22 protein-coding genes are annotated in these 25850 nt (G+C 69.4%); 11 read left to right on the top strand and 11 right to left on the bottom strand.

Annotation, left to right across the window (positions count from 1 at the left end; translation table 11 throughout):
- Positions 1-20: 20 nt before the first annotated feature.
- The 6 genes from sucD to E4V01_RS09000 all read right to left on the bottom strand — a co-directional run bounded on the left by sucD (position 21) and on the right by E4V01_RS09000 (position 6781).
- On the bottom strand, positions 21-911 hold the full coding sequence (sucD, locus tag E4V01_RS09025) for a succinate--CoA ligase subunit alpha (RefSeq protein WP_003597632.1): 891 nt from the start codon (positions 909-911) through the stop codon (positions 21-23).
- Between the two features lie 22 nt (positions 912-933).
- Entirely contained in the window at positions 934-2106 is a 1173-nt protein-coding gene (locus tag E4V01_RS09020) for a malate--CoA ligase subunit beta (RefSeq protein ID WP_003597633.1), read from the bottom strand.
- 434 nt (positions 2107-2540) lie between these two features.
- Entirely contained in the window at positions 2541-3167 is a 627-nt protein-coding gene (gene fchA / locus E4V01_RS09015; RefSeq protein WP_060769426.1) for a methenyltetrahydrofolate cyclohydrolase, read from the bottom strand.
- Positions 3168-3244: 77 nt separating this feature from the next.
- Entirely contained in the window at positions 3245-4111 is an 867-nt protein-coding gene (locus E4V01_RS09010; RefSeq protein WP_135298121.1) for an NADP-dependent methylenetetrahydromethanopterin/methylenetetrahydrofolate dehydrogenase, read from the bottom strand.
- Positions 4112-4372: 261 nt separating this feature from the next.
- Positions 4373-5317, bottom strand: coding sequence for a D-2-hydroxyacid dehydrogenase (locus E4V01_RS09005; RefSeq protein ID WP_060769424.1), 945 nt, complete (start codon positions 5315-5317; stop codon positions 4373-4375).
- A 255-nt stretch (positions 5318-5572) separates the two neighbouring features.
- On the bottom strand, positions 5573-6781 hold the full coding sequence (locus E4V01_RS09000; protein WP_060769423.1) for an aminotransferase class V-fold PLP-dependent enzyme: 1209 nt from the start codon (positions 6779-6781) through the stop codon (positions 5573-5575).
- A gap of 650 nt (positions 6782-7431) precedes the next feature.
- Between E4V01_RS09000 and E4V01_RS08995 the strand changes: the two genes are divergently transcribed.
- The 10 genes from E4V01_RS08995 to E4V01_RS08950 all read left to right on the top strand — a co-directional run bounded on the left by E4V01_RS08995 (position 7432) and on the right by E4V01_RS08950 (position 16076).
- The gene (locus E4V01_RS08995; RefSeq protein WP_135298120.1) at positions 7432-8244 is read left to right on the top strand and encodes a UDP-2,3-diacylglucosamine diphosphatase; all 813 of its coding nucleotides are present in this window, start codon (positions 7432-7434) and stop codon (positions 8242-8244) included.
- 127 nt (positions 8245-8371) lie between these two features.
- Complete coding sequence (locus E4V01_RS08990) at positions 8372-9448, top strand: glycosyltransferase family 1 protein (RefSeq protein ID WP_135298119.1); 1077 nt, start codon at positions 8372-8374, stop codon at positions 9446-9448.
- Between the two features lie 208 nt (positions 9449-9656).
- Entirely contained in the window at positions 9657-10307 is a 651-nt protein-coding gene (locus E4V01_RS08985; RefSeq protein ID WP_135298118.1) for a ribonuclease HII, read from the top strand.
- A gap of 440 nt (positions 10308-10747) precedes the next feature.
- Positions 10748-11365, top strand: a complete 618-nt coding sequence (locus tag E4V01_RS08980) for a DUF1134 domain-containing protein (RefSeq protein WP_060769419.1) — start codon at positions 10748-10750, stop codon at positions 11363-11365.
- 218 nt (positions 11366-11583) lie between these two features.
- Positions 11584-12321, top strand: a complete 738-nt coding sequence (locus E4V01_RS08975) for a hypothetical protein (protein ID WP_135298176.1) — start codon at positions 11584-11586, stop codon at positions 12319-12321.
- 203 nt (positions 12322-12524) lie between these two features.
- A complete protein-coding gene (locus tag E4V01_RS08970; protein WP_003597646.1) occupies positions 12525-12803 on the top strand; it encodes a hypothetical protein in 279 nt (92 codons plus the stop codon).
- A 155-nt stretch (positions 12804-12958) separates the two neighbouring features.
- Positions 12959-13309: a hypothetical protein gene (locus E4V01_RS08965; protein ID WP_060769418.1), complete on the top strand. Its 351-nt coding sequence runs from the start codon at positions 12959-12961 to the stop codon at positions 13307-13309.
- 199 nt (positions 13310-13508) lie between these two features.
- On the top strand, positions 13509-14777 hold the full coding sequence (lysA, locus tag E4V01_RS08960; protein ID WP_135298117.1) for a diaminopimelate decarboxylase: 1269 nt from the start codon (positions 13509-13511) through the stop codon (positions 14775-14777).
- Between the two features lie 70 nt (positions 14778-14847).
- Positions 14848-15399, top strand: a complete 552-nt coding sequence (locus tag E4V01_RS08955) for an alpha/beta hydrolase (protein WP_060769416.1) — start codon at positions 14848-14850, stop codon at positions 15397-15399.
- Between the two features lie 290 nt (positions 15400-15689).
- The gene (locus tag E4V01_RS08950) at positions 15690-16076 is read left to right on the top strand and encodes a hypothetical protein (RefSeq protein ID WP_060769415.1); all 387 of its coding nucleotides are present in this window, start codon (positions 15690-15692) and stop codon (positions 16074-16076) included.
- A gap of 115 nt (positions 16077-16191) precedes the next feature.
- Here E4V01_RS08950 and E4V01_RS08945 read toward each other — a convergent pair whose 3' ends face one another.
- The 4 genes from E4V01_RS08945 to E4V01_RS08930 all read right to left on the bottom strand — a co-directional run bounded on the left by E4V01_RS08945 (position 16192) and on the right by E4V01_RS08930 (position 23546).
- Entirely contained in the window at positions 16192-17214 is a 1023-nt protein-coding gene (locus tag E4V01_RS08945; RefSeq protein WP_060769414.1) for a YcjF family protein, read from the bottom strand.
- Positions 17211-18659 (bottom strand): YcjX family protein, encoded by a 1449-nt coding sequence (locus E4V01_RS08940; protein WP_135298116.1) that lies wholly within the window; start codon positions 18657-18659, stop codon positions 17211-17213. Before E4V01_RS08940 ends, E4V01_RS08945 begins: the two co-directional genes overlap by 4 nt.
- Positions 18660-18759: 100 nt before the next feature.
- A complete protein-coding gene (locus E4V01_RS08935) occupies positions 18760-22134 on the bottom strand; it encodes a PAS domain-containing protein (protein ID WP_135298115.1) in 3375 nt (1124 codons plus the stop codon).
- Positions 22131-23546 (bottom strand): O-antigen ligase, encoded by a 1416-nt coding sequence (locus tag E4V01_RS08930; protein WP_135298114.1) that lies wholly within the window; start codon positions 23544-23546, stop codon positions 22131-22133. Before E4V01_RS08930 ends, E4V01_RS08935 begins: the two co-directional genes overlap by 4 nt.
- A gap of 577 nt (positions 23547-24123) precedes the next feature.
- Between E4V01_RS08930 and E4V01_RS08925 the strand changes: the two genes are divergently transcribed.
- Entirely contained in the window at positions 24124-24375 is a 252-nt protein-coding gene (locus E4V01_RS08925) for a hypothetical protein (protein ID WP_060769410.1), read from the top strand.
- Positions 24376-24747: 372 nt separating this feature from the next.
- Here E4V01_RS08925 and E4V01_RS08920 read toward each other — a convergent pair whose 3' ends face one another.
- Positions 24748-25734, bottom strand: coding sequence for a GTP-binding protein (locus E4V01_RS08920; RefSeq protein ID WP_135298113.1), 987 nt, complete (start codon positions 25732-25734; stop codon positions 24748-24750).
- Positions 25735-25850 lie beyond the last annotated feature (116 nt).

Below are 25850 nucleotides of genomic sequence, written 5' to 3'. Positions count from 1 at the left end.
CGCCGCCGACGGAGAGTGCCTCACGCCGCGCGGGCGAGCACGTCGGCCACGGTGCTGCCGAAGGAGCCCGGATCGGGCGCCACGGTCAGGCCGTAGGAGCGCATGATCTCGGCCTTCTCTGCGGCGCTGTCGCCGGTCGCCGAGATGATCGCTCCGGCATGCCCCATGCGGCGGCCCTTGGGGGCGGTGAGGCCCGCCACGAAGCCGATCACGGGCTTGGAGAAGTTCTCCTTGATCCAGGCCGAGGCTTCGGCCTCCTGCGGCCCGCCGATCTCGCCGATCATCAGCACGGCTTCCGTCTCGGGATCCTGCTCGAACAGGGCGAGGTGGTCGAGGAAGGAGGAGCCGTTGATCGGGTCGCCGCCGATGCCGACCGAGGTCGAGATGCCGATCCCGAGTTCCTTCATCTGCGCGGCGGCCTCGTAGCCCAGGGTCCCCGAGCGCGAGATGACGCCGACCTTGCCCGGCAGGTAGATGTGGCCGGGCATGATGCCGAGCATCGACTTGCCGGGCGAGATGATGCCGGCGCAGTTCGGGCCGACCACCATCGTGCGCTTCTCCTTCGGATAGCGCCGGAGGTAGCGTTTCACCCGCATCATGTCCTGAGCGGGGATGCCGTCGGTGATCGAGCAGACGAGCTTGAGCCCGGCATCGGCCGCCTCCATGATCGCGTCCGCCGCGAAGGGGGGCGCCACGAAGGTGATCGAGGTGGTGGCGCCGGTCGCCTCCACGGCCTCCTTGACCGTGTTGAACACCGGCACGCCGCAATGGGTCTTGCCGCCCTTGCCCGGGGTGACGCCGCCGACGACGTTGGAGCCGTAGGCGATCATTTCCTTGGCGTGGAAGGTGCCCTTGTCGCCCGTGATACCCTGGACCAGGATCGGGGTCTTCTCGTCGATGAGAATGCTCATGGCGTGATTCCTCCCCCGTTCGTCAGTGCTTGGCGCCGTGGCAGGCTTCGACAGCCTTGCGCGCGGCTTCCGTAAGGGTGTCGGCGGTGATGAGGTCGAGCCCGCTCTCGGCGAGGATCTTCTTGCCTTCATCGACGTTCGTGCCGGCGAGCCGTACGATGAGCGGCACGTCGATCTTCACCTCGCGCGCGGCCTTGACCACGCCCTCCGCGACCCAGTCGCAGCGATTGATGCCGGCGAAGATGTTGACGAGGATCGCCTTCACGTTGCGGTCCGAGAGGACGAGGCGGAAGGCCGTGGCGACGCGATCCGGGCTGGCACCGCCGCCCACATCCAGGAAGTTCGCCGGCTCACCGCCTGCGTGCTTGATCATGTCCATGGTCGCCATGGCCAGGCCCGCGCCGTTGACGATGCAGCCGATCTCACCCTCCAGCCCGATATAGCTGAGATTGTGCTCGGCGGCCTGGGCCTCGCGGGGATCGCCCTGGGACGGGTCGTGCATGTCCGCGATGTTGCGGCGGCGGAACAGAGCGTTGTCGTCGAAGGACATCTTGGCGTCGAGTGCCAGCACCCGGTCGTCCTTGGTGACGACGAGCGGGTTGATCTCCAGCATGGTGCCATCGCAGTCGCGGAACGCCCGATAGGCGTTCATGATGGTCTTCACCGCGGCCGAGACCTGCTTGATGTTGAGGCCGAGCTGGAACGCGATCTCGCGGGCCTGGAATTGCTGCAGGCCGACGGCCGGCTCGACCACGACCTGGATCAGGGCCTCCGGCTCCTTGGCGGCGATCTCTTCGATATCCATGCCGCCGCGCTGGGAGGCGATGACGCGGACGCGCTCGGCCTTCCGATCGAGGACGTAGCCGAGATAGAGTTCACGCTCGAACGGATCGGCGGTCTCGACGTAGACGCGCTGCACCGGCTTGCCCTCGGGGCCGGTCTGGAGCGTCACGAGACGTTTTCCCAGCAGGTCGCGGGCGGCGTCGCGCACTTCGTTGTAGGTCCGGCAGAGCTTGATCCCGCCCGCCTTGCCGCGGGCGCCGGCATGGATCTGCGCCTTCACCGCCCAGAACGAGCCGCCGAGCTCGGTCGCCGCGTAGACCGCCTGATCCGGGCTGAAGGCCACGGCGCCCTTCGGGACGGCGACCCCGAAGCTCGCGAGCAGCTCCTTGGCTTGGTACTCGTGAACGTCCATCGAGACCTCCTTCGCGTTTCCGTCGTTCTTGTTGGGCCGACCTTCGCGGAAAAATTACTTTTCGGGAAGCGGGTCAGCTCTCAATTTTTTCTTTTGTAGTGCTTCAGTTTGCTTGCCCGTCAGTGACTTAGCGGGCTTCCAAACTGCGAATCGTCCCGGGTGGGGACGGAGCATAGCAACGCTCGTCCGATCCGCCTCCTCATCCTGAGGCGCCGGCGCGAAGCGTCGGCCTCGAAGGGTGCTGCGGCGGCCGCGCGATCCCTGGAGGATCCTTCGAGGCCGCTTCGCGGCTCCTGAGACACAGGGTCGGACGGCGGGCATCCGCACGCTGTCCTAGCGAGCCGACGCCATCGAGCGCTCAGCCCCGTCCGGAAACGTCCCGCCCCTGAACCGCCTCGCGTTCGATCGCGAAGATGGCAGGAGGCGCGATCGGCTCAGTTCACCTTGGACTTCACGGCCTCGTAGATCCGCTCGTTGAGCGCGCCCGCCTCGGCCAGCAGGCCCTCCAGTTCCTTCAGCCGCTCCTCGGCGAAGGCGCGGTCGTCCAGGCCCTTGGCGTTGACATAGACGTTGAGAGCCGCCGAGCGCAGGCCGGCATAGGCCGAGAGCACCGCGACGCCCGCGTCCGAAATCACGTTGAGATTGCCCTTCTCGGCGACGATCCCGGCCAGATCGATGACTTCGCGGCAGACGCGGCAGCAGGCGAGCGGCACGTCGGTCGCGGTCTTGAGCGCTTCCTGAATTTTTTGGGCACGCGCGGACTTCTCTTCGTCGGTGTTCTTCGGCAGCCCGTAGGCGCCCATCACCGCGTCGAAAGCCTCGACGTCGTCGGCGATCATGCCGGTGAGCGTACGGCGCAGGCCTTCCGACTTCTCCAGCACCTGCTTGAGGTCGGCCTCGACCTCGACGTACTTCTTCTTGCCGATGGTGAGGTTGCACACCATCGAGACCAGCGCCGCGCCCATGGCGCCGGAGATCGCGGCGGCACCGCCGCCTCCGGGGGTCGGGGCCGAGCTCGCCAGGCCGTCGAGGAATGTTTCGATCGTCTCGTTCGCGGCCATGGGTCCCTCCCCGTCCGGTTCTTGCTTGCAGTGGGCAGCGCCGACGGAGGCCGGCGCCGCCTCTCAGGCTGTGAGCGTCAGGCCATTTCCTTGGCCAGCGCGTAGATCTCCTCGGCGTCGAACACGCCCTCGGTCGATTCGAACAGCTTGGCGATGCAGGCGCGGTGCAGCTTGAGCTTCAGGCCGCCGATGCCGAGCGCGCCGAAGCTCTTCTTGCTGTGGCGCTCCTTGGCCTTGTCCATGGCGTCGATGCCGCCGAAGCCGAGCGGGGGCTGGGCATTGTAGTCGGCAACGATCTCGATCGAGGCCTCGTCCTTCCAGCCGGATTCCGGCAGCAGTTCGATACCGATGGCGCCGGCCGAGAAGATCAGGTTCTGGCCCTTCACCAGGGCGACGCGGGAGGCCTCGTCCGGGGTGGCGGCGGCCGTCACGTTGACGCCGAAGCGCTTGTTGACCGCATCCGCCGCCGCCTGTGCCCGGTCCTGCTGGCGGGCGGCGATGATCACCTCGGCGCCTTCCTTGGCCAGCAGCGCGGCCGAGCGCATGCCGACCGGGCCGGTGCCGGCGAGCACGACCGCCTTCTTGCCCTGGACCGAGCCGCCGGCCGCCTTGACGACGAGGGCGACGCCTGCGGCGGCCGTGGTGTTCGAGCCGTTCGAGTCGAGCATGGTCGAGACGCGGAACGGGCCGAAGAAGCGCTTCTTCACCGCCTCGAACACCGCCTCGCCCGCGGCCATGTTGCCGCCGCCGACGAAGATCGCGGTCGACTTCTTCTCCGAGCCGCCGCGGGTGTAGATCGTGCCGTCCACGAGCGCGCCGACATTGTCCGTCGTCACGTTGCCGTAGCCGGTGATGTGGTCGGCCCCGCCGTCGTAGCCGACGACCGTGTCGAACACGCTCGGAACCGCGTCGGTGTCGAACAGGAAGAGAAGTTTTTTGGTCATTTCGCCTCTGGCTGCTTGAGGACCGCGCGGGTGAGAGAGCACGGCGCGTTTCGTAGAGATGGCTCGGCACCGAGCGCTGCGGCGGCCCGACGCCCGAAAATCTCGCTTACTCGAATGCCCTACCCTCGTCCTCATCCTCGGGTGCCGGAGCATAGAGCAAGCCTCGAAGGGTGCTCCAGGGCGCGCGCGGGACCCGGAGGATCCTTCGAGGCCGCTTTGCGGTACCTCAGATGAGGCTTTCAGGTGGGACACCCGTAGGGACTACGCCTCGACGACGTTCTGCGGCTTGCCCGCGACGAAGGCCTCGACGTTGTCCACGAGCTGGTCGGCGAGAATCTGCATCGCCTCCTTGCTCGCCCAGGCCACGTGCGGGGTGACGATCAGGTTCGGCAGATCGGCGTCGCAGAGGATGTTGCCGTCCTTCGGGGGTTCCTGGGCCACGACGTCGAAGCCGGCGCCGCCTATGGTGCCGTCCTTGAGCGCCTGGAGCAGGGCCGCCTCGTCCACCAGCCCGCCGCGGGCCGTGTTGATGAGGATCGCGGACCGCTTCATCTTCTTGAGTTGCTCGGCCCCGATCATGTTCTTGGTGTCGGGGGTCAGCGGAACGTGGAGCGTGATGACGTCGGACTGGGTCAGGATCGTCTCGAGATCCACGAGCCCGTCCTGCGGGAACACGTCGAAAGCCAGCACCTTCATGCCGAGCGCCTCGGCGCGCTTGGCGATCGACTTGCCGAGCGCCCCATAGCCGATGATGCCGAGCGTGGAGCCGGCGATGTCGTAGATCGGGTAATCGAAGTAGCAGAACTGCTTCGACTTGTTCCAATCCCCCCGGCGCACGGAGTTCGCGTAGGGCACGATCGCCCGGCGCAGCGCGAACATCAGGCCCACCACGTGCTCGGGCACGGTGTTGAAGGCGTAGTTGCGGATGTTGACGACCGTGATGCCCTGCGCCTTCGCGGCGGCCTTGTCGACGACGTCCGTGCCCGTGGCGGCCACCGCGATCAGCTTCAGGTCGGGAAGCTGCTTCAGCGTATCGGCGCGCATCGGCACCTTGTTGATCATCGCGATCTCGGCGCCCTGAAGGCGCTCGACGATCTCCTCCGGCGTCCAGGTCGACTCGTATTCCTTGTACTCGTGCGGAAAGTTGAATGCGCGCACGGTCGCGTCGAGCGACTCGCGATCGAGGAAAACGACTTTCTTTGTCATTCTGGGCCCCTTCCGGATCGACCGGCGGGCAATCGTGTCTCTCACAAAACCCCTGCCGTCCCGTCGTCGCCGGAGCGAGAACGGTCGGTGACCGGGCGTTTCATGAGGCACCGACGCCGGCCTCGTTTCCTCACCTGTCTCGAAGCGTCTCCCGCGGAACGCCGGCAAGCCGGACGTTTCCACGGGGCGCCCTTCTCATCTAGCGGAAGCGGCGCCGTTGGAACCGGCGTCGCCCCCAAAAATCAGGCGCTCAGATCAGGCCTTGGCGAGCGGATTCTCGCGCAGGTAGCTGGAGGCGGCGGCAACGCCCGAACCGGGGGTCACGTTCACGCCGTTGTCGATGAGCGACATCTCGGCACCGGCGATGGCGCCGAGCAGGGACAACTCGTTCAGGTCGCCGACATGGCCGATGCGGAACACCTTGCCCGCGACCTGCGACAGGCCGGCGCCGAGTGCGAGGTTGTAGCGCACATAGGCGTGCTTGATGATCTTGGCCGCGTCCACACCCTCGGGCGCCAGGATGGCGGTGACGGTGTCGGAGTTCCATTCCGGCGACTTGGCGCAGGTCTTCAGGCCCCAGGCCGCGACGGCCTGACGGGTCGCCTCACCGAGCACGGCGTGGCGGTGGTAGACGTTCTCCAGACCTTCTTCGAACAGGCAGGCGAGCGCCTCGCGCAGGCCGTAGAGCAGCGGCAGCGGCGGGGTGTAGGGGAAGTAGCCGGTCGGGTTCTGCTTCTTCTGGTCTTCCCAGTCGAAGTAGACGCGGGCGAGCCGGTCGTTGCGGCCGGACTGGCCCTCGGCGGCCTTGAGCGCCTTCTGGCTGACGCAGATCACGCCGAGGCCGGCGGGCAGCATCAGGCCCTTCTGGGAGCCGGCGATGGCGCAGTCGACCTTCCACTCGTCGGCCTTGAAGGGCAGCGAGCCGATGGAGGACACGCCGTCGACGAACAGCAGCGCCGGGTGGCCGGCGGCGTCGATCGCCTTGCGCACGGCGCCGATGTTGGAGGTCACGCCGGTCGCGGTCTCGTTATGGACCACCATGACGGCCTTGATCTCATGGTTCTTGTCGGCGCGCAGGGCCTCCTCGATCTTCTCGGGCTTGGCGCCGGTGCCCCACTCCTCCTCCTGGACGATCACGTCCAGGCCGAGGCGCTGGGCCATGTCGATCCAGAGATGGCTGAACTGGCCGAAACGGGCGGCCAGCACCTTGTCGCCACGGGCGAGCGTGTTGCTCAGCGCCGATTCCCAGATGCCCGTGCCGGAGGCCGGGAACAGGAAGATCGTGCCTTCGGTCGAGCCGAACACCTTCTTGGTGTCCTCGAACAGCGGCTTCGTCAGCGACGGGAAATCGACGGAGCGGTGATCCTCGGACTGCACCATCATGGCGCGCATCACCCGATCCGGGATGTTGGTCGGGCCGGGAACGAACAGGTGGTTGCGTCCCGGACGTCTCGTTGCCGCCATGAGAATTTCCTCCAATCGAATTGTTCTGGGCAGAGCGGCCCTTCGCAGCCGCGATCCCGCCCGATCCTGATGGCGGGCGCAAGCCCGCCGCGAAACGTCGTTCAGTCCCACCGCAAAGCCGCGCGCAAAAGGCCTTCCGCCGACCGGGACCGTACCACTGCGATGTCGGATCGTTGACCGTCCCGGAGCGGCGAAGCGGCCGTCGTGCCGTCCGCGTCGCGGCGCGTGCAGCCGCGCCGGTCGCCTCCAAAGGACCGAACCCTCGATAACGTCAGCCCGGCGCCGCATTCAAGCGCGCTCCTGCTGAGTGTCCAGCGCTCCCATCCGTCGCGGCCATTCCCACACCTCTGTCGGGTGCTGCTGCGCATGCACGAGGCACGCGCGGCGGATGACCTTGGCTGCCGTTATGCCTCCCCCGCCGGGGAATGGAAAACGGAAAAAACTGAACCGAAAAACAAAAAGATTTTTGCATGCACCGGCCGCGGGGAGGGTCTGCGGCGAGCCGTGGGTGGGCGCGGCGCCTGAAACCGGGGAGACCGCGAAGCGCGGAAGCGGGGCAGAACGATGCACCCCGCCGTCATCAAACTGAGATCGGAATGCGATTTGGCTCTCCCCCGTCGCGGTGCGGTTGTGAAGAGCCGAGGGCGCCAGTGTCACAGGATCCGGAATCGACCATCCGCGTTCGGACGCTCTTCTTGTCCGATCTGCATCTCGGCACCAAGGGCTGCCAGGCGGCCCTGTTGCTCGACTTCCTGCGCGACGTCGATGCCGACACGATCTACCTCGTGGGCGACATCGTGGACGGCTGGCAGCTCCGTTCCGGCTGGTACTGGCCGCAGGCCCACAACGATGTGGTGCAGAAGCTCCTGCGCAAGGTGCGCAAAGGCGCTCACGTCGTCTACGTGCCCGGCAACCACGACGAGTTCCTGCGCGACTATATCGGCATGACCTTCGGCGGCATCGAGATCGCCGACAGCCGGATCCACGTCGCGGCCGACGGCAAGCGCTACCTCGTCATCCACGGCGACCAGTTCGACATGGTGGTGCGCCACTCCAAGTGGCTCGCGCATCTGGGCGACTGGGCCTACACCACGGCGCTCACCGTCAACACCGTGGTCAACCGGGTGCGCCGCCGCCTCGGCCTCGCCTATTGGTCGCTCTCGGCCTGGGCGAAGCTCAAGGTGAAGAACGCGGTCAACTTCATCGGGCAGTTCGAGACCTTCCTCGCCACGGAAGCCCGGCGCCAGGGCGCGGACGGGGTGATCTGCGGCCACATCCACCATGCGGCCCACCGCGAGGTCGAGGGGCTGATCTACCTCAACACCGGCGATTGGGTGGAATCCTGCACCGGCATCGTCGAGCATTACGACGGCCGCATGGAGGTGCTGCACTACCCGACCCTGCTGCGCGAGCGCCGCGGGGCGGAGGCCTTCGAGCCCGAGATCCGCCGCGCTGTCGCCTAGAGCGTCGCCCTGGATATCGGATCCAGGACGGCGCTTCAGGCTCTTGTTTCTGCATCATCTTTTCCCGAAAGCCGGCGGCCGCCGTTCGGGATGACGCCCCGCCCCCTCACGGACAGACGAGACCCGCATGAGGCTGCTGCTCGCCACCGATGCGTGGCACCCGCAGGTCAACGGTGTGGTGCGCTCCGTCGAGCGCATGGCCGAGGCCGCGGCCGGCCTCGGCGTCGAGCCGCTGATGCTGACGCCGGCCGACTTCCCCTCCCTGCCGATGCCGGGCTACCGCGAGATCCGGCTCTCGCTGGTCACCCGCGGCCGGGTGCTGTCGCGCTGGAAGCGGCTCGCGCCGACCCATGTGCACATCGCCACGGAAGGCCCGATCGGCCACGCGGTGCGCGCCGCCTGCCTGTCGCGGGGACAGGCCTTCACCACGAGCTACCACACCCGCTTTCCCGAATACCTCGCCGCCCGCGCGCCCGTGCCGGAGGCCTGGAGCTATGCGTGGCTGCGCCGCTTCCACGCCGCGGCGAGCGGCACCATGGTCAGCACGCCCTCCCTCGAACGGGAGCTGGCGGGGCGCGGCTTCACCCACCTGATGCGCTGGACGCGCGGCGTCGACACCGACCTCTTCCGCCCCCGTGACGGTGAGGCCGGGGCGAACCCCTTTCCCGATCTGCCGCGGCCGATCTTCCTCTCGGTCGGCCGGCTCGCGGTCGAGAAGAACCTCGCCGCCTTTCTCAGCCTCGATCTGCCGGGCTCCAAGGTCGTGGTCGGCGACGGGCCGGACCGGGCGCGGCTCCAGGCGCTGGCGCCGGACGCGCACTTCCTCGGCGCCCTCACCGGCGAGGCGCTGGCACGGGTCTACGCGCGTGCCGACGCCTTCGTGTTCCCGAGCCTGACCGACACCTTCGGCATCGTGCTGCTCGAAGCGCTCGCCTCCGGCCTGCCGGTGGCGGCCTATCCCGTGACCGGCCCCCTCGACGTGATCGGCGGCACCGGCGCGGGCGCCCTCGATGCGGATCTGCGCGCGGCGGCGCTCACCGCGCTCGCGATCCCGCGGGAGCGCTGCCGGGCGGAGGCGATGCGCTACACCTGGGCCGAGAGTGCGCGCCAGTTCTACGACAACATCGCGACCGCCCACGCGCTCGGATCGGTTCAGCGCTCCGCCCGCCATCCGAGCAGCGCCCCGCTGCCGCGCCCCGGCTGAGCGAGGCCGGCATTCCGCGAGGATCGACCGGATGTCGCCGGATTCATGGTCGGGCCGCCCCCTTGTCCGCGGGGTTTGAGTGCCTCTCACAAAACGCCCGCCGCGCCGTCATTGCCAGGGCGAAAACGGTCGGAGACCGGAAGTTTTGTGAGGCACTCTTACCTGCCCCGGGATGACGGGGGAGCGTGAGAATGCCAGGGTCCGCGCCATGGCCCTTCGACCGAAATCCGTCAAAGCCCCACGCCCGTTCGATCCTGCGCTTGCCGCGACCTATCCGGCGGTGATCGGCTGCGACGAGGTCGGGCGCGGCGCCCTGTGCGGTCCGGTGATGGTGGCGGCCGTGTGGTTCGACCCCGTCGCCTTCCCGCCGGAGATCCTGGCCCGGCTCGACGACAGCAAGCGCCTGGACCGTGCCGTGCGCGAGGCGCTGACCCCGCTGATCCGGGCGCATGCGCGGGTCTCGCTCGCGGCGGGCTCGCGGGCGTTGGTGGACCGGGTGAACGTGCGCGGGGCGACCCTCGACGCCATGCGCCGGGCCGTCACGGGCCTCGGGCTCGACGCGACCGTGCTGGTGGATGGGCGCGATCCGATTCCCGGCCTGGCGCAGAGCTGCCGTGCGGTGATCGGCGGCGACCGCCTCGTGCCGCAGATCGCCGCCGCCTCCATCGTCGCCAAGACGTTTCGCGATGAGATCATGCGTCGGCTCGCCCCGCGCCACCCGGCCTATGCCTGGGAGCGCAACGCCGGCTACGGCACCGCCGCCCACCTCGCCGGCCTCACCGCGCAAGGCCGCAGCCCGCACCATAGACTGAGTTTCACGGGACGGTTTGAGGCCGCGCGCGGCATCTCGGACGCGTGACGGCGTACCGGTTGGCTCCTTGCCGGTGCCATCGAGTCCCCCCCTCTTGCCAGCAGCCATGGCCGTCCGGGGGAAGTCGAAGGCGAGCCGAGTCCGATTCCCGGAAGCCCTCGCGCTCATCCGCGGTGCCCTTCGGCGCGCGCCGCTTTCGCACGTTCACCTCGCCCGTCGAATGTTCGGCGAGACTTTCGACCATGCCTCGGTTTCCGACGGATCGGCGAGATTGCATTCGCGACGGGACCGGATCGGGCGTCTCCCGCCATCCGCACGACCGCCTTGCTTAACCGCCCGTTAACCCAAACTTGACTTGATCGGACCTGAGACTGCGCGCTCCCTGCGTGCCTCGATCCGATGCCGCTTCCGTTCAGGGAAGCGCCTGCGCGCCGGGCAAGCCTGGGCGGGCATCAGGGCGGGCCAAGGGAGCCGGTAGGGAGACCGACATGCCGCACGATCCCATCCGAACGGGGGGTACGACCCGCCGCGCCGCCCTGCTCGGCCTCTCGGCCGGGCTGTCCGGCGGCCTCCTGGCCGGGGCCGCCCCCGCTCTGGCCTATCAGGACGACGGCGTGCGCCCGGACTCGTTCCGCGCCGCCGAGGTGGTCGAGAACGGGCACCGCTTCTTCGGCAGCGTATCCCGCGGCCTCGCGCTGACCGTCGAGGAGGCGACCCGGCGCTGGGGCGAGCCCAACGGCTACATCCTCGGCCAGGAGGCGTCCGGCGCCATCGTCGGCGGCCTGCGCTTCGGCGAGGGCACGCTCTATACCCGCAATGCCGGGCAGCGCCGGATCTACTGGCAGGGGCCGACGCTCGGCTTCGATGTCGGCGGCGACGGCGCGCGCACCATGATGCTCGTCTACAACCTGCCCGCCGTGCGCGACCTCTACCGCCGCTTCGGCGGCGTCGACGGCTCGGCCTACTTCATCGGCGGCTTCGGCATGACGGCGGTGACCGACGGCGGCATCGTCGTGGTGCCGATCCGCTCCGGCGTCGGCGCCCGGCTCGGCATCAATATCGGCTACCTGAAATTCACCGGCCGCCCGACCTGGAACCCGTTCTGATCTTGTCCCGAACGGCCACAGCCCGACGCCGTGCAGTCGCTCGGAGAGAGTGGGCAGGGCGCCCCCTGCGACAAGCGCCCGCGGGTGCGGTCGCCGACGCTTGAGGGCCGAGGGAAGACACGGCGCTTGCCTCCGCGCGGGCAAGACGGGCAAAAGACGCAGCGGCCGGACCTGCCCGGCCGAGGCGGCGTGAGGGCCCCTGCGTGATCGAGACCGTGATGATCTTCGGGCTCGGCTTCCTGCTGGCGAGCCTGTGCGCCCTGACGATCCTGCCGACCGTGAGCGCCCGCGCCAGCCGTCTCGCCCGGCGGCGGATCGAGGCGACCCTGCCGGTGAGCGTGTCCGAGGTCGTGGCCGAGCGCGACCATCTACGCGCGGAATTCGCCGTCGTGCAGCGGCGGCTGGAACGGAAGGCCGAAGCGGTCGCCGCCCGGCGCCACGCCGACATGGCCGCCATCGGGACCCGCACCATGGAGGCCGAGGCTGCGGTCGCCGCCCGGATCCGCAGCGAGGCCGAGGTGGCCCGCGCCCTCGAGCGCATCGCCGGGCTCGACCGGGACCTCGCTTCGGCGCGGGCCGAGGGCGAGACGGGGCTCGCCACCCTGCACGCGCTGGAAGAGGCCCACCGCGCGATCCTCGACGATCTCAAGGCGACGCGCCGGATGCAGGCCACGACCGCGCCGTCGGGCGCCGAGGGCGAGACCGTCGGGCCCGCCTCCACGGCGGCCGAGATCGAGGCGCTGCGCGCGGAATTGACGGCGGCCCGGGCTGCGCTGGCCGCACGCGGGAGCGACGACACCGCCGAGCTGCGCCGCCGCATCAGCGAAGTCGCCGACGCCTTGGTGCGGCACGACCGCCTGCCCCAAGACCGCCTGCCCCAAGATCGCCTTCCTCAAGATCGCCTTCCCCAAGCCGGAGCCTTTTCGGCCACCTCCCCTGCGCTCGCCGAGAGCTGAAACGCACCGAGCGGCGCCGGCCGGGGGGACTACTCTGCCCCTGTCCCATCGAGCGTCCCTTGCAGCGTCCCGCACGAGCCCGTAAGCACCGAACCATCTTGCGTTTGCCCCGGACCCGCCTTGTTTCGAACAAGCGGGGGCATCATCGCGCCCGGACCTCCTCTCACGAATCTCTCCCCACGAACCGCGATCGAGCGAACATCATGGCTTTGAAGCTGACGCCTCTGGTTCTCGCCCTCACGGGTGCGGTCGCCGTGTTGGCTGCTCCGGCACAGGCGCAGCAGTCGAAGCGCGGCAACGAGACGCTCAAGAAGTACTGCACCGGCGATTACCTCAGCTATTGCGGCAATCTCGACCCGGACGATCCGGCCACCGATCAGTGCTTCAAGACCAACTGGGCCAAGCTCTCCGAAAACTGCCGCCGGGCGATCGACGCCTACGCGCCGCCGAAGGATTCGCAGCGCGGCAACAAGAAGAGCTGACAACCGCGCGGGGGGAACCTGACGGAAGCGGGTGCGCACCGGGCCTCCCCTGTCTCGCGCGTCGTCCCGCCCGAGACGTTGCGGCCTACCTTTCGGGGCGAGGCTCCAACGGCTAAGCTAGCGCCGCCCAGCCGGAAAGACCGCCGGAAACACCGATGCCCGCCCCTTCCGCCCGCCTCTCGATCCTGATCGCGCTCGGCCTCACCCTGGCCTGCACGGCCTGTGGCCGGCGCGGCAGCCTGGAGCCGCCGAATGCGGCCCTCTCCGAGACCGCTCCGGGGACGCGGCCCGGCGTTCCCGCCTCGGCGCGGAGCCTGCCGGGCAGCACGGTCTCCGTGGGCGATCGCGGCGCGGCCCCCGATCCGGAAGCCGTGCAGGCGGGCGACGAACTGAGTGCCGCGGCGATCCCGGCGGGCGGCGACGGCGTTCCGGTCACGACCTCCCGCGGATCCAAGCGCGGCTACCGGATCCCCAAGGAGCCGTTCATCCTCGATCCGCTTCTGTAGCGGGCCGCCGGAGCGCGCCCGTACCGAGGCAAGGCTCCGGTTCGAGAGGGGTACAGAACTTCCGATCGTCGATCCTCCCCCTGCGGGCATTCCGGTGCAGCGGGAGTTTTGCGAGAGACACGTAGACAGCGCACCGCGCGCGGGGGCATTCGGATGCGCCGATCCCCATCCGGCGGGCGCGGCGGCGGATTCTCCTGACATGCACCACTTCCACTACCGGGACGGGCGCCTCCACGCCGAGGACGTCGATCTGACCGCGCTGGCCGAGGAGGTCGGCACGCCGTTCTACTGCTACAGCACCGCCACCCTGGAGCGGCACTACCGCGTCTTCGCCGAGGCTTTCGCGGGCGACGATGCGCTGGTGTGCTTTGCCATGAAGGCGAACTCGAACCAGGCGGTGCTCGCCACCCTCGCGCGCCAGGGTGCGGGCATGGACATCGTCTCCGAGGGCGAATTGCGCCGGGCGCTGGCCGCAGGCGTGCCGGGGGAGCGCATCGTGTTCTCCGGGGTCGGCAAGACCCGCGAGGAGATGGCCGCGGCGCTCGATGCGAACATCCTCTGCTTCAACGTCGAGAGCGAGCCGGAACTCGCCGCCCTGTCCGAGGTCGCCGCCGCGCGCGGGCGCAAGGCGCCGGTCTCGATCCGCGTGAACCCGGATGTCGATGCGCTGACGCATGCCAAGATCTCGACCGGCAAGTCCGACAACAAGTTCGGCATCCCGATCTCCCGTGCTCGCACGGTCTATGCCGGGGCGGCCCGTCTGCCGGGTCTCGAGATCGTCGGCGTCGATGCGCATATCGGCAGCCAGATCACCGACCTGACTCCGTTCGACAACGCCGCGCGCCTGCTCTGCGAGCTGGCCCGCGATCTGCTCGCCGACGGGCACCGGCTGCACCACGTCGATTTCGGCGGCGGCCTCGGCATTCCCTATCGCGACGACAACGCGCCCCCGCCCGATCCGGCGGCTCTGGCCGCGATCCTGCGCCCGCATTTCCAGCCGCTCGGCCTGCGTCCCGTCTTCGAGATCGGGCGGATGATCGCCGGCAATGCCGGCATCCTCGTCACCCGCGTGATCTACGTGAAGCCGACGGACGAGAAGACCTTCGTCATCGTCGACGGGGCGATGAACGACCTGATCCGCCCCACGCTCTACGAGGCGTTCCATGCCCTGCGCCCGGTGCGCGAGCCCGCTCCCGACACGCCCCGGCTGACGGCGGACGTGGTCGGCCCGGTCTGCGAGAGCGGCGACTATCTCGCCCTCGGGCGCGAGATGCCGATGGTGGCACCGGGCGACCTCATCGCGGTGATGAGCGCGGGTGCCTACGGTGCGGTCCAGGCCGGCACCTACAACAGCCGCCGCCTCGTGCCCGAGGTGCTCGTGACCGGCGACCGCTCGGCCATCGTGCGCCCGCGCCCGAGCTACGACGACCTGATCCGCCTCGACCGCCTGCCCGACTGGCTCGCGTGACGCTCTCGGCGGAGCCCGCGTGGTCCGCCGCCCGTTGCGTGAGGACGCCGCCCGTCCGAGAAGACCGCCCATGAAGACTGCCGATTGCGACATCCTGATCCTGCCGGGCTATGCCGGCTCCGAGGAGGAGCACTGGCAGGCGCGCTGGGCGGCCCGGCTCAAGACCGCGCGGATCGTTGCGCAGGACGACTGGCACCAGCCTGACCCGGAAGCGTGGCGTGCCCGCGTCGCCGAGGCGGTGGCGGCGGCGACCCGGCCCGTGATCCTCATCGCCCACAGCCTCGGCGTCGTCGCGGCGGTGGAGGCCGCGCCGCGCTTCCCCGAAGGTGTCGTGCGCGGGGCCCTGCTGGTGGCCTTTCCCGACATCGAGGCGGGGGCCGACCTGCCCGAGAGCGTGCGCGCCTTCGCGCCGGTGCCGCGCGATCCGCTGCCCTTCCCGTCGCTGCTGGTGGCGAGCCGCACCGACCCGCACTGCACCTACGAGCGGGCGGAGGACTATGCCTATGCCTGGGGCTCGGCGCTGGTGGATGCGGGCGAGGCCGGCCACATCAACGTCGCGAGCGGGCACGGGCCCTGGCCGGAGGGCCTGATGCGGCTGGCTGGCTTTCTAGCGCCGCTTTAGAGCGCCCCACAGAGCTCCCGGTCTCTGACCGTTCTCGTTCTGGCGATGACAGCGCGGCGGGAGCTTTGTGAGAGACACTCAGTCGTGCGGCCCCGCCGGGCGGTCGAACAGGGTATTGCGGATCAGGGGGTTGCCCGATTTTCCATCAAATGCTTGGGCACAGGGATGGGAATGCAGTTCTAAAAAGTTTCTTCGATCCAGGGCGAATCGGGAACTTAAATTTCCTCAATTGCTTTCTCCGGGCAGACCGACCGGCAGTGTCGGTCGGACAATTTGGGAGGGACGCCATCGTGACGCTCACGAAGACCATCGCTACCGCCACCGCTTTTGCCTTCATCGCCGGCTCTGCGCTCGCCGCTCCGTGCAACACCGGCAGCACCAACGCCAAGGCCCCTGGCGATTCCTCTGCTGCGAACAGCAGCACCAGCAGCGGCGCCGATGCCGGCTCCAAGAACCTCGCGGGTGGCCAGCAGCCGGCTTCGCCCGGCACCGTCGGCGCGATGAACAATGTCGGGGCCGGTCAGGGTGTCGGCAACAAGCCGGGCTCGGACCAGACCAGCTCGGCCAAGAACACCGCCGGCGGCGACCAGCCGGCCGCGCCGGGCACGGTTGGCGCGATGAACGCCGCCGGCCATGACCAGAAGCTCGGCGAGAAGAAGGGCGGCGACGACTGCTGATCGCTGCGCTCAATCCGTCCATAACGGAAGCTCCCAGGCCGCCCGGCCTGGGAGCTTCTTGCTTTCGGGGCGCTGCCCCGGTCCCCGCCAAAGGGATGATCCCTTTGGAAACTCTCTATTCCTTGGGCTCGCTACTCCGAAAAAGCTGGCCGGCGACGTCGTTGACGGTGGGCGGGCTGACGCGGACGAACGGCAAGGGCCGACAGACGGCCAGCGCCGCGAGGCCGAAGCGCGCGGTCATGAGGCCGTTGAGCACGCCCTCCCCGAGCTTGGCCGAGACGCGGGCAGCGAGCCCGAGGCCGAGCACTTGGTGCAGCATACCCTCGCCGACCGCCATGCCGCCGGTGACGGTGAGATGGGCGAAGGCCGCACGGGCGAGCCGCAGGAAGCCGAGCAGGCCGGGCCGCCCACCGTAGATCGCCGCGATCCGGCGGAGCAGCCGGGCGGCGGAGAACACCACGAAGGCGACATCGACGATGGCCCGCGGGCTGAGCGCCGTCACCGCCGAGACCTGGCTCGCAGCCTGGGCGATGGCCGCCTTGGCCTGCCGGTCGAGGGGGATAAGCAACTCGCCCTCGGCCAAAGCCAGCCGGTCGTCCACGTCGAGGATCGCGTCGCCGACCGCGTCGAGCCGGCGGACGGCGCCTGCGAGCGCCGGCCGGTCGGCATAGAAGCCGCGCAGCTCCTGCACCACGCCCTGCGCTGCGGTGTGGTCGCGGGTCGCGAGGGCGGCCAACGCGCGCTCGCGCAATGCCTCGATCTTGCGCTCGCGCCAGACGCCGAGCGCCTCGCGGGCGACGATCGCCGTGAGCGCGATCACGGCGACGGCGAGGAGCGCCAACGCGACCCAGCCGAGCCAGGGTGCGGTGGCGAACAGGTCGGCGATCAGCCGTTCCAGCGAAAGCCCGACGGCGATGGTGACGAGGCCGCCGAGTGCGCTGAACAGGATCGACAGCCAGGGCGCGCGGCGCTTGGGTGCGACCGGCACGGCAACGCCGTCGGCGGCGTCCACGATCTCGTAGGGCTCGTCGACGAGGCGCACCTCCGGCCGCGGCGGGGCTTCGGCGGTCGCGGCCTCCGGCGGAGGCTGGTCTGCGGCGGGGATGCGGAAGGCGCGCGGGCGCTGCGGGTTGGTCACGTCAGCTTGTCCCCGATCAGGAACTGCATGGCCCGGTCGAGCCGGATTTGCGGCAGGTGGCCCGCTCGGCCGAGCGCGTCGGGCTTCACCGGCGGCGGGCGGAAGCGGGGGAAGCGGAACGAGCCCGCCGGAACCGCGCCGTCGAGCACCGCCTGCGGGTCGGCGGGCAACTCGCCGGGGAACACCGCGGCCTCCGACAGCCCGTCGAAGATCTCGTCGCCGACATGCTCCCCCGCCTCCGGCGTGCCGGAGACCGCGCGGAGCACTTCGCCGCCGTCGTGGACCGTGGTCTCGCGGGTGGCGCGGACGGAGGCGAGCGCCACGGTGCCGACCCGCGCGCCCGCGGCCTCGGTGCGGCGCATCGCCCGCGAAACGAGAAGGCGCAGCAGCGCGTCGAGCCGGTCGTGGCTCGACTGGTGCAGATGGTCGGCCTTGGTCGCGGCGAACATGATCCGCTCGGCCCGCGGCGCGAAGAAGCGCGAGAGCAGGCTGTTGCGCCCGATCCGGAAGGCGAGCAGCACCGCGTCCAGCGCCTCCTCCAGTTCGGCGAGGGCGGCCGGGCCGGAATCGACCGCCGAGAGCACATCGACCAGCACGATCTGCCGATCGACGCGCTGGAAATGCTCGCGGAAGAACGGCTCCACCACCTTGCTCTTGTAGGCCTCGAAGCGGCGCTCCATCAGCGCGCCGAGGCTGCCGGGGACTTGGCTTTCCTCCAGGCGGTCGAGGGGGGCGAAGGTCAGCATCGGCGAGCCGGCCAGATCGCCCGGCATCAGGAAGCGACCCGGCGGCGTGGTGGCGACCGATTCCGCGCCCGCGCGCAGCGCCCCGAGATAGGCCTTGAAGGCGTTGGCGGCGCGCTCGGCCAACACCTCGTCGAGGGGGGCCGCGGGGTCGAGCTCCTGCATCAGCGCGAGCCAGGGCGCGGCGATCTCGGCCCGCCCCGCCCGGCGGGTGCCGGCGATGGTCGCGCGCGACCACGCCACGTAGCTCTGATCGACCAGGGCGAGGTCGAGCAGCCACTCGCCGGGATAGTCCACCACGTCGAGCATCAGCGTGCCGGGGCCCGAGCGCCAGCCGCCCGAGCGCTCGTACTCGATCTCCAGGCGGAGCTGGCTGATCCGGTCGGTCGAGCCGGGCCAGCGCCGGGCCTCGGTGAGGGCGGAAAAGTTCTCCTCGAACGGGAAGCGCGGCACGTCGTCGTCGGGTTGCGGCACGAGCCGCGCCCGGCGCAGACGGCCCGCCTGCGTCGGCTCGAAGGCGGGCAGTGCGTGGCCCTCCACGAGATGGTGGATCAGCGCGGTGGTGAACACCGTCTTGCCGGAGCGGGCGAGACCGGTGACGCCGAGCCTCAGCGTCGGCTGGATCAGGAGGTCGCTGGAGGCTTCCGCGAAGGCCTTGATCGCGGAGCCCGCTTGCGCGGCGTAGTCGAAGAGGGGCGGCAAGGCAGGCTCTGGCGGCAGGCTTCGGCGGGGAAGCGGGACGGGCTGTCAGGTGGCGCGGGGAGGCTGCGATCTCAAGACGCGGAAAGGTTTCGGAGGCATCTCACGCCGCCCTGAGGGCCCTGATCGTTCCGAGCGTATCCGTCCGCAGCGTCGCGAGGCGGTGGATCAGGGCGGGAAGCGCGCTGCCGTCCCGGCAGGCGTCCTCGATCTCCCGGCACAGCTCGGAGAGGGCGATGAAGCCGAGGGCGCCCGCCGCGGCGACCATGGCGTGGGCGTCGTAGGCGAGCTGGTCGCGGTCGAAATCGGGCCGGTCCGGCTCCGCCCCGTCCGGGAGGAGCCACAATTCGAGGTCGAGTTCGAGCAGGGACAGGAGCGACAGCACGCGCTCGCGGCCCATCGTTTCCTGCACGGCGGCAAAGGCGGCGCGGTCGAGCAACGGCTCGCCGTCACCGTGCCCGCGATCCGCGAAATCCGGCGGCCCGGTTTCGGGGCGAGGACCGAGGATGTCTTCGGGCGGACCTGCCGGGGATGGCGCCTCCCGCGCCCGCTCGGCGCCGACGGCGCGCCAATGCTCGATCACCGCGCAGAGCTGGGCACGCTTGAACGGCTTGCCGACATGGTCGTCCATGCCCGCCGCGATGAATTCCTGCACCTGCCCGTCGAGGACGTTGGCGGTCATCGCCACGATCGGCAGGCGGGCGGCGGGGCCCGGCATGGCGCGGATGCGGCGGGTCGCGGTGAGACCGTCCATGCCCGGCATCTGCACGTCCATCAGCACCACGGCGTAAGGGTCGGCGCCGGCCTCCGGACCGTAGGTGGCCTCGATCGCCGCGAGCGCCGCCTGCCCGTTACCCGCCACATCGACGCGGTAGCCCTGCACTTCCAGCACGGCGCGGGCCAGCGTCTGGTTGATCGGCACGTCCTCCACGAGCAGGAGCCGGGCCGGTCGCGCCGCCTCCGGGCGATGCGGTCCGGTCGCCGGCTGGGCGGCGGGCGGCGTGGCGGCGCGCGGCAGGGCCAGGGTGAACCAGAAGGTCGAGCCGGCGCCCTCCCGGCTCTCGACGCCGATCTCGCCCCCCATCATGGTGACGAGGCGGTGGCAGATCGCGAGCCCCAGGCCCGACCCGCCGAAGCGCCGGCTGATCGAGCCGTCGACTTGGCTGAAGGGCTTGAACAGCCGGTGCCGCTGCGAGGGCGCGATGCCGATGCCGGTGTCGCTGATTTCGAAGCGCAGCGCTTCCGCGGTGTCGCCGTCAGCACGAGGAGCGGAGCCCTCGTAGCGGGCCGTGAGGACGACGGAGCCGGCCGGCGTGAACTTGACCGCGTTGTTGAGCAGGTTGAACAGCACCTGCCGCAGGCGGTTCGCGTCGCCGACCACGCTCGCGGGCAGATCCGGATCGATCCGCGCCTCGACGGTCAGCGCGCCCTTGAGGGCGGTGCCGCGCATGATCGCGACCGTGTCCTCGATCAGCTTGCCCAGAGCGAAGGGAAGAGGGTCGAGTTCGAGTTGGCCGGCCTCGATCTTGGAGACGTCGAGAACGTCGTTGACGACGGTGAGCAGGGACTCCCCCGAGACGCGGATGAGCTCCAGGCGGCGCTGATCCTCCGGATCGTGGTCCTTCCGGTCGAGGAGCAGGTCGGCATAGCCGAGGATCCCGTTCAGCGGCGTGCGGATCTCGTGGCTCATGGCCGCGAGGAACTCGCTCTTGGCCGCACTCGCCCGCTCGGCCTCCACGGTGGCGGCGCGGGCCTCGGCGGTGGCGGCGCGCAGGGCCGCCTCGGCCGCCTTGCGCTCGGTGATGTCGAGATGCAGCCCGAGCATCCGGTAGGGGCGGCCGTCGCCCTCGTAGAGCGTGCGGCCGGAGGTGTAGAGCCAGCGCTGGCCCACCCGGTATTCCGCGATGAAGCGGGACCGCGAATCGACGGCGTGGTGGATCCGGTTCCACGCCTCGACGACGTCGTCGGGGTGGATGGTCGCGGTCCATTCCGTCGGCGACAGGGCGCGCGGTTCACCGGTTTCGGGCAGGCCGTAGAGGCGCACGCTCTCCGGCGAGAGCACCGTGATGCCGGTGCGCAGGTTCCAGTCGAAGGTGCCGGCCTCCGCACCCTCCAGGGCGATGCCGAGCAGGCGGCTCGTATCCTCCACGGACAGCCGCGCGGAGACGATCTCGTCGATGTCGAGCGCGGTGCCGATCCACTCGGTCACCTCGTCCGGCTTGGCCACGCTGCGGATCGGCGTCAGCGACAGCTTGTGCCAGCGGTAGGAGCCGTCCCGCGCCTTCAGGCGCCACTGGCCGTCGTACCCCCGCCCGCTGGCCCGCGCCGCCTGCCACGCCGCCTCCATGGCGGCGGCGTCTTCGGGATGGTTGCGGGCGAGCCGGTGCGCCCGCGCGGCGCCGATCGGTCCGTAGTAGTCCTCGAAGCGCGCGTTGACGTAGGTCGCCTCGCCGCTGCCCGGATCGATGGTCCAGACGAGAAGCGGCAGGGCGTCGGCGAGGCTGCGGTAGCGCATCTCGCTGCGGCGCATCTCCGCCTGGATCTGCACGCGGTCGGTCACGTCCATGAGGATGCCGAACAGTCCGATCGTCCGGCCCGCCTCGTCGTTCTTGCAGGTGCCGCGCACCATCACGTCGCGGATCGTTTTGTCGGGCCGCACGAACCGCGTCTCGAACTCGAAATCCTGCCCGCCCGCGATCGCCGCGGCGATGATGGCCTCGACGCGCGCGCGATCCGCAGGATGGCACAACTGGGCGAGGCCGGGATGCCGGGCCGTCGGCGCTGCGGTGTCGAGGCCGGCGATGCGCAGGAGACTCTCGGAGTAGATCGGTCGGCCGCTGGCGAAGTTGAGGCGCCAATGCCCGACCTGGGCGATCTGCTCGGCCATGGAGAGGAGGGAGTTGGCGCTTGCCCGCAGCTCGATCTCCACGCCCTGGGCGCGGATCGTGCTCTCGTGGATCTGCCGCAGCGCCCGCTCGCTGGCGAAGGTGAGGTTGTCGCGCCGCAGCCGCATCTGCGCCGTCACGATCTCGGCGAGATCGCGCAGGGCTGCCGCGTCCTCCGGGGTGAAGTCGCGCGGCTGCGGATCGACGAGACAGAGGGCGCCGAGCCGCACGCCCGGCCGCAGGATCAACGGTGCGCCGGCATAGAACACGATGTGAGGCGGCCCGGTCACGATCTCCAGGCTGGAAAAGCGCGGGTCGCGGCGGGCATCGGGAACGACGAGCATCGCATCCTGCGCGATCGTCCAATCGCAGAAGGAGCCTTTGCGCGACGTCTGCGTCGGCATGATGCCGGCGCAGGCCTTCAGCCATTGCCGCTCGGCATCGACCAGGGAGATGTAGGCCGTCGCGACCCCGAACAGGCGCTGCGCCGTCCGGCACACGGCGTCGAACTGCGCCTCGGGATCGCTATCCAGAATGCGCAGCGCGTGCAGGGCCGCGAGGCGCTCGGCCTCGCTCGCCGCTCCCGTGGTCACGGCCTCACCTCCGGTCCCGACACCGCGCCCCCGCCTCCGATCCTACTCGCGCGCGCTCCGCCTGTCCCTGCCGGCGATACAACGCTTGGATGTCCTCCGATGCGCCGCGGGAGGAGGAGGGTCAAGGACGCACGTGCCGCGCGCAGGCGAGCCACCTCCAGCGCCCAGACCATCCCCAGCATCATGTAGACGTGGCGCCACTTCTCCACGTCGATCTGCATCGCCTGGAGGAAGAACATCAGCAGCGCCGGGAACACGATCTGCGCGTAGGCCCGGTAGGGCGAAGGGCGCAGCATCAGCCGGAAGCCGACGAAGGAGGTCGCCGCCACGAGGGCGATGAAGGCGGCGCCCGCGAGCCAGCCGCCGTTGGCGAAGCTGCCGATGTAGGAGTTATGCGGCTCCAGGTTGAAGATCTGGCGCCAGCGCAGGGGGCCGAGGCCGAGCGGCTCCTCCAGCAGCATCCCCATGCCGCGGATCTGGTTGCCGAAGCGGCCGGTCTCGCCCTCGTCGTAATCCTGCGTGACCGCGGCGCGGGTCTGGAAGGTCTGGGCGACGCTGTCGATCGAGAGCAATCCCGCCAGCGCGACCACGCCGAAGCCGATGGTGACGAGACCGAGCGTGACGATCCGCCGCCGCAGGGCCCGCGAGCGGCTCGTCGTGTAGAGCGCCACGACCATGACGGCGACCGCCACCACCGTCCCGCCCCAGGAGCCGCGGGAGAAGGACAGGAAGATGCCCGCCATCACGACGACGAGGCTGAGCAGCGACAGGATCGGCCACCGGGTCGCGCCGGAGAGGAGACGGTGGATCAGGTAGAGGGCGCCGAGCGTCAGGAAGGAGCCGAACACGTTCGGATCCTGGAAGGTGCCCGAGGCGCGGCCGTACTTGTAGAACAGATCCTCGATGCCGAGCAGTTGCAGGTAGCCGACGATGCCGAGACCCGCCGAGAGCACACAGCTCGCGGTATAGGCCTTGAGCGCGACCTCGATGCGCGCCTGCGTGTCGTCGGCGTAGAGCATCGCGAAGAAGATGCAGGTCGCCGCGAGGTAGAAGAGCTGCACGGTCCATGTCACGGACAGCGGCTCGTCGAGATAGGGCAGCAGCGCGATCCCCATCGCCGTGAGGTAGGCGAGGAGCAGGAGCACGAGGGGCAGCGCCCCCCGGTGCAGGCGGATGCCGAGCGCCAGCCACAGCACGATCGTCGGAATCGCCACGAGGTCGTAGGGCGAGGCGTCCGAGAAGGCGAAGCAGGCAAAGAAGATGAACGCCGCGTGGAGGCCGCTCGCCAGGCCCTGGACCGCGCGGCGGGCGGGGACGCGGCCCCAGGCGCCCGCGGCCCATGGTGATGAACCCGCGGCCCACGGCGAGGCGGTGGCCGTCGCACCTGTCGGCGCGGCTGTCATGGAGGACATCGGCGAACTCGAACTCTCGCGGGGCACCGCGCACGCCACCCGCCCGAGCCCCGCGACGCGGCACCCGGCGGGATTGCGGCCCCCTCAACCGGGCTGATCGAACCACCGAAAGGTTGCGTTTTAACCAACAGCCCAGGATGCGCAGCACGCTCCGCTCATTTCAAGGTGCGGGCGCGGCTTCCAGCAAACCTGAGATCGTCATTCCGTGCGTGCACGGGGTCAGCCGCCCCTGCCTGCGAGCGATGCCGGGACGGGGACGTACCGCCTCCCGAACGACAAGACCGAGACGGCGCGCTCGATGAGCGCGGACACATCGCGACGGCTGATGTGCCCAAGCTATCTGTCGGAATGATCGTTCTCCCCGAATAGGATCGGTCCAACGGTGGATTTTCAGCCGGACCGGATCGATCTCGACTTTGACGAGACGGCGCCGAACAATCAGCTGCGCGATTGTTCCGGTTCACCGCGTGCGCCACGGCACGGCGCTGCGGACAAGCACTCCCCATCTTCAGTCTATCGAAGAACATGGAAGTCTGGACCGCCAGACTATCCCGAGACTGAGTGTTGGAGAAATTTGATGAAGACTCGTATCGCCGCTGCCGTTGCCGCCGTCGTCCTGGGCATCGCCCCGGTCACATCCGCCCTGGCCTTCAGCGAAAGCCATGGTCGCCCGATCCCGATGGCGTCCGGCTGGACCAGTTCTCTCGGCGTCCATGACGGTCCGTACCACGCTGCCTGCCCGATGAACTCGGCCGCGGAAGGCAACGCCAACCAGCAGAACTTCCCGGTCAAGCAGTATGGCCAGACCGCGGGCGGCAACCGCTGCTGAGTCCCCGGCTCGATCCGGCCGGATCAGGCATGATTTCTCAAAACCTCGCTTTTTAACGCGCCCCGTCTCGCCGAAACGGCACTGACATCGGTGATGGGCGTTTCGATCGGATACGAATGGAGAATTTCGACAGATGCGGATGATGCAGGCATTTTCTTACGGGATGATCGGTGCTCTCGCGATCGGCCTCGCGACCACCGCGATCGGCTCCGCGAACGTGTTACTCAACCTCTGACGCCGAACGCGCCCCCCTTGATTGCCCCTGATCGAAGGGTCTGGCCGGCAGGCCGGCTCGGAGATCGGCAAAAAGAAAGGGCCGCCCGCGAGGGTGGCCCTTTTTCGTGCGCGGTGCCGGATCGGCGGTGCGTCAACTCAGACCTTGCAGGCGAAGAAGCCTTCGCGGATCGCTTCCGGATCGAGGTTGCGGCCGATGAAGACGACGCAGGAGACGCGCGGCTCGTCGGCGCCCCACTCCCCCTGGACGTCGCCGTCGAGGATCATGTGAACGCCCTGGAAGACGAAGCGCTTGGGCTCGTCGGGAAAGGCGACGATGCCCTTGCAGCGCAGGATGTCCGGCCCCTGAACCTGGGTCAGGTTCGAGATCCAGGGCATGAACTTCTCCGGATCGACCGGGCCGTCGATCTTGGCCGAGACGGACTGCATCTGCTCGTCGTGGTGATGGTGGTGGCCCTCCTCCAAGAAGTCGGGCTCCACATCGAGGATGCGCGCGAGGTCGAAGGCGTTGCGGTCGAGCACCTGATCGAGCGGGATCGCGCAGCGCTCGGTGCGGTGGATCTTGGCCCAGGGGTTGATCGCGCGGATCTGGCCCTCGACCCGGTCGAGATCCTGGCCCGAGACGAGATCGGCCTTGTTGAGCAGGATCACGTCGGCGAAGGCGATCTGGTTCTTGGCCTCGGGCGCGTCGGCGAGCCGGTCGGTGAGCCACTTGGCGTCGGCCACCGTCACCACCGCGTCGAGCCGGGCGGCCTCGCCGACATCCTGATCGACGAAGAAGGTCTGGGCGACGGGGGCCGGGTCGGCGAGCCCCGTGGTTTCGACGATGATCGCGTCGAACTTGCCGCGGCGCTTCACCAGCCCGTCCATGATGCGGATCAGGTCGCCGCGCACGGTGCAGCAGACGCAGCCGTTGTTCATCTCGAACACTTCCTCGTCGGCGCCGACCACGAGGTCGTTGTCGATGCCGATCTCGCCGAACTCGTTGACGATCACGGCGTAGCGCTTGCCGTGCTGTTCGGTGAGGATGCGGTTGAGCAGCGTCGTCTTGCCGGCTCCGAGATAGCCGGTGAGCACGGTCACGGGGATCTTTTGGGAGGCGGCGAGGGCGGAAGCGTCGGACATGGAAGGCCTGGGTCGATTGCGCGGGGACGGAACGTCAGGCTGTCATATTGTATCAACGGGCGTCCATGAAAGGCCGCGCCGTTGCAACGCAGCGTCTTGGCAGCCTGCTGGCAGCC

Origin of the sequence: Methylorubrum sp. Q1 (assembly GCF_004683995.1) — a bacterium.
Classification (GTDB): Bacteria; Pseudomonadota; Alphaproteobacteria; order Rhizobiales; family Beijerinckiaceae; genus Methylobacterium.
Note: the sequence above shows the minus strand (reverse complement) of the source record. Positions and strands in the feature narration are given on the sequence as shown.

Excerpts from the sequence above, each read along its gene's own strand:
- sucD (WP_003597632.1), bottom strand. The coding sequence starts at position 911 with ATGAGCATTCTCATCGACGAGAAGACCCCGATCCTGGTCCAGGGTATC.
- E4V01_RS09020 (WP_003597633.1), bottom strand. The coding sequence starts at position 2,106 with ATGGACGTTCACGAGTACCAAGCCAAGGAGCTGCTCGCGAGCTTCGGG.
- fchA (WP_060769426.1), bottom strand. The coding sequence starts at position 3,167 with ATGGCCGCGAACGAGACGATCGAAACATTCCTCGACGGCCTGGCGAGC.
- E4V01_RS09010 (WP_135298121.1), bottom strand. The coding sequence starts at position 4,111 with ATGACCAAAAAACTTCTCTTCCTGTTCGACACCGACGCGGTTCCGAGC.
- E4V01_RS09005 (WP_060769424.1), bottom strand. The coding sequence starts at position 5,317 with ATGACAAAGAAAGTCGTTTTCCTCGATCGCGAGTCGCTCGACGCGACC.
- E4V01_RS09000 (WP_060769423.1), bottom strand. The coding sequence starts at position 6,781 with ATGGCGGCAACGAGACGTCCGGGACGCAACCACCTGTTCGTTCCCGGC.
- E4V01_RS08990 (WP_135298119.1), top strand. The coding sequence starts at position 8,372 with ATGAGGCTGCTGCTCGCCACCGATGCGTGGCACCCGCAGGTCAACGGT.
- E4V01_RS08985 (WP_135298118.1), top strand. The coding sequence starts at position 9,657 with ATGGCCCTTCGACCGAAATCCGTCAAAGCCCCACGCCCGTTCGATCCT.
- E4V01_RS08980 (WP_060769419.1), top strand. The coding sequence starts at position 10,748 with ATGCCGCACGATCCCATCCGAACGGGGGGTACGACCCGCCGCGCCGCC.
- E4V01_RS08975 (WP_135298176.1), top strand. The coding sequence starts at position 11,584 with ATGATCTTCGGGCTCGGCTTCCTGCTGGCGAGCCTGTGCGCCCTGACG.
- E4V01_RS08970 (WP_003597646.1), top strand. The coding sequence starts at position 12,525 with ATGGCTTTGAAGCTGACGCCTCTGGTTCTCGCCCTCACGGGTGCGGTC.
- E4V01_RS08965 (WP_060769418.1), top strand. The coding sequence starts at position 12,959 with ATGCCCGCCCCTTCCGCCCGCCTCTCGATCCTGATCGCGCTCGGCCTC.
- lysA (WP_135298117.1), top strand. The coding sequence starts at position 13,509 with ATGCACCACTTCCACTACCGGGACGGGCGCCTCCACGCCGAGGACGTC.
- E4V01_RS08955 (WP_060769416.1), top strand. The coding sequence starts at position 14,848 with ATGAAGACTGCCGATTGCGACATCCTGATCCTGCCGGGCTATGCCGGC.
- E4V01_RS08930 (WP_135298114.1), bottom strand. The coding sequence starts at position 23,546 with ATGTCCTCCATGACAGCCGCGCCGACAGGTGCGACGGCCACCGCCTCG.
- E4V01_RS08925 (WP_060769410.1), top strand. The coding sequence starts at position 24,124 with ATGAAGACTCGTATCGCCGCTGCCGTTGCCGCCGTCGTCCTGGGCATC.
- E4V01_RS08920 (WP_135298113.1), bottom strand. The coding sequence starts at position 25,734 with ATGTCCGACGCTTCCGCCCTCGCCGCCTCCCAAAAGATCCCCGTGACC.